This window comes from Umezawaea sp. (assembly GCF_036375055.1).
In the GTDB taxonomy this organism is placed as follows: Bacteria; Actinomycetota; Actinomycetes; order Mycobacteriales; family Pseudonocardiaceae; genus Umezawaea.
Window position 1 is genome coordinate 25,435 of the sequence record NZ_DASUSQ010000006.1, and the last position, 11,315, is coordinate 36,749.

The window sequence follows — 11,315 nt, forward strand, 5'->3', positions numbered from 1 at the left end:
GGCGGCGCGTGTTCCCGCACGGTGTTCCGGCGCGTTCTCGTCCCTCCCCCACGCCCCTCCTCGCTGGGGTCCGCCCTCACGCGCGGACCACCCGCACACCCCCGGAAAGCAGGTTCATCGCGATGACCGCGCCGACTTCGCCACCGATCGCGGCCCCGGAACGGCCCCGCCGCGCCTCCCCCGTCAGCTGGACCGCGGTGACGCTGATCTCCCTGGCGATCTCCGGGTACTTCGTCGGGCAGTACGCGGTGGGCAGCCTCGCGACCCTCGGGGAGCAGGGCGTGGGCCTGGCTTCCACCTACGCGAGCAGGCCGTTCCCCGTGCGGATCGCGTTCTACGTCCACATCGCCACGGCGGGAACCGCCCTCGTCGTGGGGCCGTTCCAGTTCGCGAAGGCCATCCGCCGCCGCTACCGGGCCGTGCACCGCTGGATCGGCCGCACCTACGCGGTGTCGATCGCGTTCGCCTCGGTCTCGGGGCTGGTGATGTCCGCGTTCAGCTCCGCCGCGTTCGTCGGGTTCTTCGGCTTCGGCACGCTGTCCGTGCTCTGGGGCTGGACCACGTGGCGCGGCTACCGCGCCGTCCGCGAGGGCGACGTCGCGAGCCACCAGGCGTGGATGATCCGCAGCTTCGCGCTCACCTTCGCCGCTCCCACGCTGAGGCTGTGGCTGGGGGTGCTGATCCTGTTCCAGGTGGCGCTCGGCGTCGGTGGCCCGGACGCGGAGGTGGACCAGCTGATGACCGACGCGTACGCCGCCGTGCCGTTCCTGTGCTGGCTGCCGAACATCGTCGTCGCCGAGATCATGGTCCGGCGCCGCAACCTCCCCGGCCTCCGGTTCTCCCCGTCCCCCTCGCCGCGGGGAGCGGCACGGGCCGACGCGGTGCCCGTCGAGGTGTGACCCGGAGTCCGTCCACGGTGGACCACCGTCCGTCCACCGTGGACGGCGCCCTCACGCGGGACGCCGCTGCCCGACCACGTCGGCGGCGGCCCGTGCGATGTCGCCGCGCAGGTGGCCCGCGCCCGCGGCCAGGACGAGGCCCGCCAGGACGGACGCGGTCGGCGCGACCACGGCGACGGCCGTCCGGGCACCCCACAGCTGCTCGGCCACGTCGGTGATCAGGGCGCCGCCGAGGCCGCCGACGAACGCCAGGTACAGGCCCACCACGGCGAACGCCGTCGCGCGGAACTCGGGAGGGGTCACCGAGGCGACGACGAGGCTCAACGGCACCAGGCCGCCGAACGTCATGGCCTGGGTGAACATCCCGATGAGCGTGAACGCCAGGATGCTGGGGGAGTAGGCCTGGAAGGCGAAGCCGACGCCGAGCGCGGCGAGCGCCCCGCCGGCCAGGAACAGGGCCGCCTTGGGGCTGCGGCGGAAGAGCCGGTCGCTGTGCACGCCCGCGAGCGCCGCGCCCGCCAGACCGCCGACGGCGCTGACGGCGGCGATCCCGCTGCGCGCCACGACCCCCTGCCCGAAGTGGTCTTCGAGGATGAAGCTCAGGTAGAGCGGAACCGTGGCCACGCACAGGCCGAACGCGCCGAGCGCGACCATGACGAAGGAGAAGGTGCGGATCTTCCTCAACCGCGCGAACGCGACGCGCAGCGGCACGGGCGTGGCGCTCGGGTTCGGCGACGGGTCGCCCCCGAGCAGCGCCTCCTGCTCGAAGTGGCCGCGGACCGGTTCGCGCAGCCGCAGGGCGCTCAGGCCGACGACCAGCCCCGGCACGGCGAGGAAGAGGAACGCCCACCGCCACGGCTCGTGCCCCTCGGGGACGAGCAGCGCGAAGATCCCGGCCAGCACCGGGCCCGCGATGATGCCGAGAGGTTGGGCCCCGCGGTGGATGCCGAGCACCCGGCCGCGGCCCGCGGGCGGGTAGGCGTCGGAGAGGATCGAGACCTGCACGGGCCCCTCGCTGGCCTTGCCGATGCCCGCGACGACGCGGGTCGTGACGAGCTGCCAGAAGCTCTGCACCACGCCGAGGAACGCGATGGCGGCGGTCCAGACGAGGGCGCAGAGGCCCGCGACGGTGGTGCGGCGGCGCCGGTCCCCGAGCCAGCCGAGGGGTAGTGCGCCGACGGCCACCATGACGCCGGCCAGCGCCGCGACCAGGGTGATCTCGGACGAGGTGAGGCCGAGCGACTCGCGGACGTCCGGTGCGAACACGCCGAACATCGCGTTGTCGACGCTGTCGAGGGCCTGGAACCCGGCGATCACGACGAGCGTCGTGCCCCCGCCGGCGGACACGACCTCCCGGAACCCCATCTCGGGTGCGGGCTCCGCGTCGCCGCCGGGTCCCGGCGCGGGGGGACGGCTGGTCACGGCACGGTCTTCTTCGGTCATCACGGCCCCTCAACGGCTCTGCTTCGGACGGCGTAGACAATGCTTGCCGACATTCTCTATGTTAGTCAGCATAGCGATTGGTCGGTAGGTCCGGCAGCACGTCGAGGAGAGGCGGTCCCGTGCGGGAATGGGAAGGTTCGGTCGCGTTCATCACCGGAGGTGCCCAGGGCATCGGTCTGGGCATCGCGCGGGCGCTGGGCGAACGGGGTGTGCGCCTGGCGCTGGCCGACGTCGACGAGGCGGCGCTGGAGCGCAGCCGCGACGAGCTGTCGCGGATCACGGCCGTCGAGGCCGTTCGCCTGGACGTGCGGGACCGCGCCGCGTTCGCCTCGGCCGCCGACGAGGTCGAGGCGAAGCTGGGCCACGTCACGCTGCTGTTCAACAACGCGGGCATCGCGCCGTACTCGCCGGTGTCGGAGCTGGGGTACGACAAGTGGGACCTGGCGCTCGGGGTCAACCTCACCGGTGTGGTCAACGGGATCCAGACGTTCCTGCCCCGCATGATCGAGCGCGGTCGGGGCGGGTACGTGGTGAACACCTCGTCGGGCTCCGGCCTGGTGGCGGATGCCTCGCCGAACGTGCTGTACGTGACCGCGAAGTTCGCGGTGGTCGGGCTGTCGGAGTCGCTGCGGTCGGCGGTGGCGCGGCACGGCGTCGAGGTCAGCGTGCTGTGCCCCGGCCCGGTCGCGACCGACATCGTCCGCAACACCCTGGCGGCGGACGAGGGCGTGGGCATCGGGTTGGGGGGAAGCGTCCGCGAGGCCGTCGAGGCCTACCTCGCTGGTGGCACCGACATCGACTCCGTCGGTGAGATGGTCGTCGCGGGCATGGAGGCCGGAGCGCTGTGGATCCACACGGACGACGCCGTGCGGCCCTACCTGGAGGCGCGGATGGCGGCCCTCCTGGAGTCCATCCCGGTCCCGACCGCCTGAGGGGGAACGCGGCTCAACCGGTGCGCTCGCGGGGTTTCCGGCCCGCGGCGGGCGGGGTGTCCCAGAGTTCGGCGAGGTCCTTCTCGAACAGGGCCGCGGCCGACCGCAGCGCCTCGTCGAGGTCGAAGCCGTCCGGGTCGACGCGCGCCTGGAGGTGGATCCCGAGCAGCGCCCCGTTGAGCACCCCCGCGAACGTCCGCTCCTTCGCCGTCGCCGTCCCGGGATCCACCCCCTCGGGGCGCTGCGCGCGCAACCAGCGCGCGAGGCCCTCCCGCCTCCGGGTGAGGAACGCCTGGTACTGACCGTGCACGGCACCCCTGCCGGTCATCGCCTCGGCCAGGATCATGAACAGCAGCGGCGCGTTCTCGTCACGCACCAGCGCCGCGGAGTCCTCGAACACCTCGGCGAGCGGCGGCACGAACTGGTAGCGCTCCGGGGGCATCGCGCGGTCGATCGCGCGCTCGACGACGGCCATCACGAGACCGTCCTTGTTCGTGAAGTGCCACGGGATGGAGCCGCGGCTGATGCCCGAGCGCTCGGCGATGTCGACGAAGGACGTCCGGTCGAACCCGCGCTCGCCGAACAGCTCCTCCGCCGCGTCCAGGATGCGGCGGCGGCTCTCCTCGCCGATCTCGTCGATCCTGCGCCGTCGTGGGGAATTCACGCCGGTCATCGTACTGGTGAGCCGCACCGGTCGGTCTGCGCGGCCGAGTTCCGGCAGGTGGCCGCGATGCGGGGGAGACAACCGTCCGGAGTGGACTGCCGGACGGCGCGGTCCGGTCCGGGACGGTGTCCTTCGACCCCGCGGAGGCCGCGTCCGCGCACGGGGAGGACCCGGTCGAGGAGTACGCGGCCGTCTGCCGCGGGTGTCGCGGTCGGTCTTGCGCCGACCGACCGCGACACCTGTCAGCCGAGGCAGTCGCGGACGGCCCTGGCCAGGTCTGCCGCACGCGGGTCGTCGGGGCGGAAGTTCCAGTTGTTGGTGACGTAGCCGAAGCCGACGCCGGAGTCGGGGTCGGCGAAGCCGATGGATCCGCCTGAGCCGGGGTGGCCGAATGAGCTCGGCCCGGTCATCGGCATCGGCGGCGCCGCCCGCATGAAGCCCAGCGACATGTAGAACGAGCGGTCGGCCGGGATGTTCAGGCCCGGCGGCAGGCCGTGCATCGGTGTCCGGTCGGTGTGGACGGCCGTCATCGTCTCGACCGTCGCCGGGTTCAGCAGTCGCACGCCGTCGACCTCGCTCACCGTCGCGGCGTACATCCGTGCCAGCGAGTGCGCGTCCGCGACCATGTTGGCGGCCGGGAACTCCGCCGCGCGCCAGGCGCGCGAGGTGAAGTAGTCGGACGAGTTGTCGAGCGCCCCACCGAGTTCCGCCGCGCGCATCTGGACCGAGCCCGGCGAGTACAGCGCTCGCACCCAGGCGGTGACCGTGTCCGCGTCCAGCCCGGTCAGCCCGACCAGCCCGGTGATCAGCTCCTCCACGCTGAACGGTGCGGCGTAGTGGAGCGCGGCCACCCGGTCCTCGTGCTCCTCGGGCAGCCCGATCCACGCGCTCAGGCCGAGGGGGCGGGCCACCTCGTCGGCGAAGAACGTGCCCAGCGACCTGCCGGAGATCCGGCGCACGACCTCGCCGACCAGGAACCCGTAGGTGACGGCGTGGTAGACGTGCTCGGTGCCCGGCTCCCACAGGGGCGGCTGCTTCTCCAGCGCACGGATCACCGGGTCCCAGGCGCACGCCTGCTCGAACGTCAGCGGTCCGTCCAGGACCGGCAGCCCGGCCTGGTGCGACAGCAGCCAGCGCACCGGGATCCGCTCCTTGCCTGCGGCGGCGAACTCCGGCCAGTACCGGGCCACCGGGGCGTCCAGGTCCAGTTCACCGCGCTGCACCAGCAGGTGCGCGCAGATCGCGGTGGCGCCCTTCGTCGTGGACGCGACCTGGACGACGGTGCTGCCGCCCCACGGCCGGTTCGCCTCGCGGTCGGCGAGGCCTGCCCACAGGTCGACCACGGGACGGCCGCCGACGTAGACGGCGCACGCCGCGCCGACCTCGCCGACCTCGCCGGGGTCGCCCTCGAAGTTCGCGCGGAACACGTCGGCGACCCGGCCCCAGCCGTCCTCGACCAGGTCACCGCGCCGCTGGTCCTGTGTTGCGGTCATGCTGTCGATCCTTTCCGAGAAGGTGATGTGGTGATGACGGCCTACTCGCAGAAGACGCGCACCTTGGCGTCGGGCTGGTCGACGTCCAGGACGAGGTCGTCCAGGTGTTCCACGAGGGCTTCGAGCTGTTCGGGCTTGAGCTGCTTCAGGTCGATCGGCACACCCGACTTGGCCAACTCGGCGGACGCCCGGTCCAGTGCCTGCGGCGGGATCAGCGCCGCCAGCCGGACGCCCGCCCGCAGCAGTTGCAGCGGCACCCGGACGTTGATCCGCCCCGGCTCGCCGTTGTCCAGCGTGTCCACCTCCAGCCGCAGGTACTTCGCCCTGCCCCTCGGCCGCGCGTCGAGGTCCACCACCGCGGGCGGCTGGTCCCGTTCGAGCGCGGTGATGAGCCGCTCGGCCTCGTCCGCGGTGATCTTGCCCTCGGCCAGCAGGTCGAGGACGTCCTTGCGCTGCTCGTTCATCGCGTTCCCCCTACTTGATGGTGATGAGCACGGCCGTGCCGCCCTGCTCGATGTCGAACCGGGTGCCGGGCAGCGCGGAGACGAAGCGCCAGCCGCGCACGAGCGCCCGCGGCACGCTGACGTGGTGCAGGAGGCAGGCCACGACCGCCGCCAGCGCCACGACGGGGAGGAGCGGCAGCACGAAGGGGAGCAGCGGCACCCAGACCCTGATGGTGCGACCGCGCGGGCGGCGAACCCGCACGGTCACCAGTTGGGGCAGCACGATCAACCGTCCAGTTCGGACAGAGCCTGCTGGGCGTCGATCTCCCCGCGGCGCAGCCTGTCGATGACGTCGGCCCGCGATGGCGCCGGATCGGTCTCGACGAAGTCGAGCATCTGCGTGATCCGGTTCAGGCGGGACTTGATCGTCGGGTAGCTCACCCCGAAGATCCGCTCCATCTCCTTGATGGAGCCGTGGCACCGCACGAACGCCGTGACGAAGACCTGGTCCTCGACGGTGAGCTGAGCCAGTTGCGGCAGCTCGAACCCGCCCTCGATCGCGATGCCGCTGTCGGCCAGGCGCACCCGTTCAACCGTGAAGGGCCGACCACGGGTCAGATTCGTGAGTTCCTGCCAGTCCAGTGCCTCGTCGGCCATAGTTCAATTTATACCCGTCAAAACCTTAATTTTCAAGATGTGGATCTTAAGATAATTGAACCAGCCCTGGACGGTGATGGTCAGCGCCGGGCACACGGCCGCGACCTGCCGGACGTCGGAGGGGAAGGTCTCGGGGTTGTCGGGCAAGATCTCGGGTCGCCGGGGACGGCCTCGGGCTCGCGGTGGCCGCTGTCGCTGGACGCGATCGCCCCTTCGCCCGCGCGGATGACCTCGCCGCAGGCCTCGCCGTCGGCCGGCGCGACCCGGTGCCGCCCGCCGTGGGCGGTGGTCGGGTAGCGCGGCAGGGCGTGCGCCTCGTGCTCGACGACCTGATCATGGTGCTCATGGCCAACGGCGGCATCCGCGCCACCTCGAACGCGAACGCCGTGGCCGCCTCCCGCCGCTTCGCGGCACTGCTCGTCCGGTCGTTCGACACCGAGTCGTCCAGCGCGCCCCTGCCGCCCGTGGTCCACCTGCCGCTCACGGCGGTCATCTGACGCGCACGGGCCCGGTGCCCGTCGCGGAGCCGCTGCCCGACACCCGACCACGGCACGTCCAGCGCCGGCCGGGTGGCACGCGGACGCCCTCGCCAGGGCCGCTGACGCGCGTCCGCGTGCTCAGCGCGGGTGGACGAGGCCCGCCACGGCGGCGGTCACCGCGGCCCTGCGGTCGTCGACCGGGTCGTGCCCGGTCCCGGCCTGGAGCGCCTTCAGCGACCAGGATGCCGTGTCCCAGCTGATGACCAGCGCGATCACCATGGCCATCAGCTCCACCGCCGGGATGTCGGTGCGGACCCGACCCGCGTCCTGCGCGGCCTCGATCGCGGTGACGTTGCGCCGGTACTCCCGCACCTCGGCGTCGATGGGCTGCTGGCGTTCCAGCCCGGCCCACAGGTACAGGCGGGTGATGTGCGGGCGCTGCCGCAGCCGGTCGAACAGGGCGCCCGCGTAGTCGGGCAGGTGGCCCGCGTCGATCGAGACCGCCTGCGCCAGCTCGGACATGCTGTCGGCGACGACCCGGTCGAACAGCTCCTCCTTGGTGCCGAAGTGCATGTAGATCGACCGCTTGTTGGCCGAGGCGTTCTCGGCGATGCGGTCGACGCGGGCACCGGCCAGGCCGTGGGTGGCGAACTCCTCGACCGCCGCGGTGAGGAGGCGTCGCTTGGTCTCGGTGGCGTCGGGTGGCATGGGGCCATCGTACATAACCATCCAGGTATTTACATAGGACAGGCCGTCGTGTAGGAATGTATCTAGTTAGTTACCTACGGAGGAGTCCACATGACCCGCACCTGGTTCATCACCGGCACGTCGTCCGGCTTCGGCCGCCACCTCACCGAGCAGCTCCTGAGCCGAGGGGACCGGGTCGCGGCCACGGCGCGCCGCCCCGAGGTGCTCGACGACCTGGCCGTCCGCCACGGTGAGCGGCTCTGGCGCACCGGGCTGGACGTCACCGACACCCCCGCGCTGCGCGAGGCCGTCGACCGCGCCTTCGCCGACCTCGGCCGGATCGACGTCGTGGTCTCCAACGCGGGCTACGGCCTGTTCGGCGCGGCCGAGGAGGCCACCGACGAGCAGATCGACCGGCAGATCGCGACCAACCTCACCGCGTCGATCCAGCTCGCCCGCGCCGCCACCCCGCACCTGCGCCGCCAGGGCGGCGGGCGGTTCGTCCAGGTCGCCAGCGTCGGCGGCCAGATCGCCTTCCCCGGCATGAGCCTCTACCACACGACGAAGTGGGGCATCGAGGGCTTCTGGGAGTCCGCCGCCGCCGAACTCGCGCCGTTCGGCATCGGCGTGACGATCGTCGAGCCCGGCATGGCCCGCACCAACTTCGGCCAGGGCGGCTCGGTCTTCGGCCCCGCGCTGCCCGAGTACGCCGAAGGCCCGTCGGGGCGGCTGCGCCGCGCGGTCGCGGGCGAACTGCCCCCGCTGCCCGCGCCCGGTGACCCCGCGAAGATCGCGGCGGCCATCATCGCCTCCACCGACCAGGCCGAGCCCCCGCTGCGCCTGACGCTGGGCTCCGACGCGTACGCGCTCGCCACCGGCGCGCTGCGCGACCGCCTGCGGGCACTGGAGTCCGGACGGGACCTCGCGCACTCGACCGACGCCGACGACGTGACCGCCGCCGCGAGCAACTGATCACCACCGACCACGAAGGAGTCGGTCCCGTGTTCGCCTTCACCGGCAAGACCGTCCTCGTCGCCGGCGCCCCTGGGGCGCTCGGCACCGTGCTGTCCACCCGGTTCGCCCAGGCCGGGGCGAACACCGTCGTCGCGGCCAGGACGGGGGCCGACCGGAGCGCCGCCGCGCTGCCCGGTCCGGCGCTCGGGGTGCGCCTCGATGTCATCGACACGCCGCTGGCCTACGGCCCCGACGGGCGGGAACCGGTGCCGGTCGACGGGTTCGCCATCCCGCGCACGGCCACCTCGGACGAGATCGCCGACTTCATCCTGTTCGCCGCCTCCGACCGGGCGCTTCGCCACCGGCACCGAGATCGTCGCCGACGGCGGCTCCGGACTCGGCGCCGTCGCCTGACGGCCGACCGGTTCCGAGCGGGTGGTGCACCGCTACCCCGCTCGGCTACGCCGACCCGAACGTCCGCCGGTACCGGGCGGGGGTCACCCGCACCAGCCTGCCGAAGTGGTGGCGGAAGGTGACGGTCGAGCGGAAACCCGTCTCGGCGGCGATGCGGTCGATCGACCACGTCGTGCGCTCCAGCAGTTCCTTGGCGCGGCGGACGCGCGTGCGCAGCAGCCAGTCCACGGGGGTGGTGCCGACACCGGCGCGGAAGTGCCGGGTGAAGGTGCGCGGGGCCATGTTCGCGTGGGCGGACAGGTCCGCCACGCTCAGGTCGTCCGCGAGGTGCTCCTCGGCCCAGCGCAGGGTGTCGCTCAGCGCGTCCGCCCTGCCGGGGACGTCGTACTCGATGAACTGGGCCTGGCCGCCCTCGCGGCGCATCGGGGCGACCAGGAAGCGCGCCGTGGCGGCGGCGGTGGCGGCGCCGAGGTCCTGCTCCACCAGGTTGAGCGCCAGGTCGAGCGCGGCGGTGATGCCCGCGGAGGTGTAGACGCCGTCCCGCCCGACGAAGAGCTTCTCCCGCTGCACGTCGACGGCGGGGAAGCGGACGGCGAACTCGTCGGCCCAGTACCAGTGCGTGGTGGCCGGGCGGCCGTCGAGCACGCCGGTGGAGGCGAGGACGAACGAGCCGACGCACAGCGACGCCAGACGCGCTCCTCGGCCGTGCGCGGTCAGCAGCGCCGCGCGCACGGCGTCGGGCGGCGGGTCGAGGAACGACCCGTGCGCGGGGACGACGACGGTGTCCGCGGGCACGGCCCACGCCAGGGATCGGTCGGGGCCGAGGGTGTACGAGGGGACGTGCGCGGGCGAGGGGATGTGCGCGGGCGAGGGGCCGGGCACCGACGCGGTCACCACGGAGCCCGCCGCACCCGCCACGCCGACCTCGTAGAAGGCGGCGTCCGCGCAGTGGTTCGCCGTCGCGAACACCTGGACGACCATGGCCAGCTCGGCCGCCACGACCGTGTCGTACGCCAGGACGGCTACCCGGTGCATGGCGCGATCTTAACAGTATTCGTTGTTCGAGCCACTGGTTCGACCGGTGCGGGCTGCCCAGAATCGAAGGATGATCAACACTTCCCAGCAGACCGGCGGACGGCTGACGTCGAGCGATCTCGGCCTGTCCGGCCCCAGTGCCGTCGCCGACGCCGCGGTGGCCCACGCCGCCTCCCTCCTGCCCGACCACGTCATGGCCCACAGCGCCCGGAGCTTCCTGTTCGTCCGACCCACCGCCGCCGCGGCGGGGATGGAACCGGGCAGGGACTACGACGAGGAGCTGGTCTTCCTGATCTGCCTGCTGCACGACCTGGGCCTGTGCGAGGCGGGGAACGGGGAGCAGCGCTTCGAGGTGGACGGCGCCGACCTCGCCCGGAGCTTCCTGCTCGACGCCGGGGTCGACGCCGAGCGCGCCGCCGCCGTGTGGACCGGGATCGCCCTGCACACCTCCGACGGCATCGCCGCCGGGGTGTCGCCGGAAGCCGGTGCCGCCCAGCTCGGCATCGCCGCGGACATCGCGGGCGTCGGCCGCGCCGCCCTCCCCGACGACCTCGTGACCGCCGCCCTCCTCGCGTGGCCACGCCAGGACATCGGCTACACCCTGGCGGAGGACATCGCCGCCCAGATCGCCAGGACGCCCGCGAAGGCGTCGCCGATCAACTTCCCCGGCCACGTCGCCGCCATCGCCGGCCCGCCCGGTGACGTGGTCACCTGGTTCGACGTGGTCACCGCCGCGGGCTGGGGCGACCGGCCGTCCTACCTCCGTCCGGGTGCGGCGGAGGTCGCCCGCACCCCCGAACGGCTCGGGGAGCTGTTCGTCGAACGCCTCCGCGCCCGCGACCTCGACGGCCTGGTGGCGCTGTACGAAGCGGGCGCGCTCCTCGGGCGGGCCTCGGGTGACCCGGCCGTGGACCACGAGGCGATCCGCGCCGAACTCCGGGAACTGGTCCGGGCCGGGGTCGCCGTCGACCTCGTCCGCCGCTCGGTTCTGCACGGGCCGGGGCTGGCGCTGATGTCCCACACCGCGACGCTGACCGGACCCGACGGGGCCGCCACCGTCGTGGACACCACCGAGGTCGCCCGCCGACAGCCCGACGGCCGCTGGCTCTACGTGTTCGACGACCCGTTCTTCACCCGCGAGCCGTAGACGTCCCGTGCCGCTTCCCCGGCGCGCCTGCCGACAGCACCCGGTCACCGCTGTCGGTGACCGGGTGG

Annotated in this window: 14 protein-coding genes; 6 read left to right on the forward strand and 8 right to left on the reverse strand. The window is 72.9% G+C overall.

Going from position 1 to position 11,315, the window contains the following annotated elements; translation table 11 throughout:
* The first annotated feature begins 122 nt into the window (after positions 1-122).
* Positions 123-899 (forward strand): DUF2306 domain-containing protein, encoded by a 777-nt coding sequence (locus VFZ92_RS01755; protein ID WP_330873866.1) that lies wholly within the window; start codon positions 123-125, stop codon positions 897-899.
* Between the two features lie 51 nt (positions 900-950).
* On the opposite strand, the gene VFZ92_RS01760 is transcribed toward VFZ92_RS01755, so the two are convergent.
* Positions 951-2,342, reverse strand: coding sequence for an MFS transporter (locus VFZ92_RS01760; protein WP_330873867.1), 1,392 nt, complete (start codon positions 2,340-2,342; stop codon positions 951-953).
* A gap of 119 nt (positions 2,343-2,461) precedes the next feature.
* On the opposite strand from VFZ92_RS01760, the gene VFZ92_RS01765 reads away from it, so the two are divergent.
* Positions 2,462-3,274, forward strand: a complete 813-nt coding sequence (locus VFZ92_RS01765) for an SDR family oxidoreductase (RefSeq protein WP_330873868.1) — start codon at positions 2,462-2,464, stop codon at positions 3,272-3,274.
* Positions 3,275-3,287: 13 nt separating this feature from the next.
* Here the strand turns inward: VFZ92_RS01765 and VFZ92_RS01770 are convergent, their stop codons facing one another.
* From VFZ92_RS01770 to VFZ92_RS01790, 5 genes are all read right to left on the reverse strand, one after another.
* Positions 3,288-3,938, reverse strand: coding sequence for a helix-turn-helix domain-containing protein (locus VFZ92_RS01770; RefSeq protein ID WP_330873869.1), 651 nt, complete (start codon positions 3,936-3,938; stop codon positions 3,288-3,290).
* 242 nt (positions 3,939-4,180) lie between these two features.
* Complete coding sequence (locus tag VFZ92_RS01775; protein ID WP_330873870.1) at positions 4,181-5,431, reverse strand: serine hydrolase domain-containing protein; 1,251 nt, start codon at positions 5,429-5,431, stop codon at positions 4,181-4,183.
* A gap of 41 nt (positions 5,432-5,472) precedes the next feature.
* Complete coding sequence (locus VFZ92_RS01780) at positions 5,473-5,895, reverse strand: SHOCT-like domain-containing protein (protein WP_330873871.1); 423 nt, start codon at positions 5,893-5,895, stop codon at positions 5,473-5,475.
* A 10-nt stretch (positions 5,896-5,905) separates the two neighbouring features.
* Positions 5,906-6,157, reverse strand: a complete 252-nt coding sequence (locus VFZ92_RS01785) for a hypothetical protein (RefSeq protein ID WP_330873872.1) — start codon at positions 6,155-6,157, stop codon at positions 5,906-5,908.
* A 2-nt stretch (positions 6,158-6,159) separates the two neighbouring features.
* Positions 6,160-6,459, reverse strand: a complete 300-nt coding sequence (locus VFZ92_RS01790; protein ID WP_414719783.1) for a DUF2089 domain-containing protein — start codon at positions 6,457-6,459, stop codon at positions 6,160-6,162.
* Between the two features lie 380 nt (positions 6,460-6,839).
* On the opposite strand from VFZ92_RS01790, the gene VFZ92_RS01795 reads away from it, so the two are divergent.
* Positions 6,840-7,028 carry a hypothetical protein gene (locus VFZ92_RS01795; RefSeq protein WP_330873874.1) on the forward strand — a complete coding sequence of 63 codons (189 nt, stop codon included), beginning with the start codon at positions 6,840-6,842 and terminating at the stop codon, positions 7,026-7,028.
* A 120-nt stretch (positions 7,029-7,148) separates the two neighbouring features.
* Here VFZ92_RS01795 and VFZ92_RS01800 read toward each other — a convergent pair whose 3' ends face one another.
* On the reverse strand, positions 7,149-7,718 hold the full coding sequence (locus VFZ92_RS01800; RefSeq protein ID WP_330873875.1) for a TetR family transcriptional regulator: 570 nt from the start codon (positions 7,716-7,718) through the stop codon (positions 7,149-7,151).
* Between the two features lie 90 nt (positions 7,719-7,808).
* On the opposite strand from VFZ92_RS01800, the gene VFZ92_RS01805 reads away from it, so the two are divergent.
* A complete protein-coding gene (locus VFZ92_RS01805; RefSeq protein ID WP_330873876.1) occupies positions 7,809-8,669 on the forward strand; it encodes an SDR family oxidoreductase in 861 nt (286 codons plus the stop codon).
* Positions 8,670-8,698: 29 nt separating this feature from the next.
* On the forward strand, positions 8,699-9,187 hold the full coding sequence (locus VFZ92_RS01810) for a hypothetical protein (protein ID WP_330873877.1): 489 nt from the start codon (positions 8,699-8,701) through the stop codon (positions 9,185-9,187).
* Here the strand turns inward: VFZ92_RS01810 and VFZ92_RS01815 are convergent.
* Positions 9,111-10,100, reverse strand: coding sequence for a GlxA family transcriptional regulator (locus tag VFZ92_RS01815; protein WP_330873878.1), 990 nt, complete (start codon positions 10,098-10,100; stop codon positions 9,111-9,113). The two genes, VFZ92_RS01810 and VFZ92_RS01815, sit on opposite strands and share 77 nt — an antisense overlap.
* 70 nt (positions 10,101-10,170) lie before the next feature.
* On the opposite strand from VFZ92_RS01815, the gene VFZ92_RS01820 reads away from it, so the two are divergent.
* Positions 10,171-11,247: an HD domain-containing protein gene (locus VFZ92_RS01820; RefSeq protein WP_330873879.1), complete on the forward strand. Its 1,077-nt coding sequence runs from the start codon at positions 10,171-10,173 to the stop codon at positions 11,245-11,247.
* Positions 11,248-11,315 lie beyond the last annotated feature (68 nt).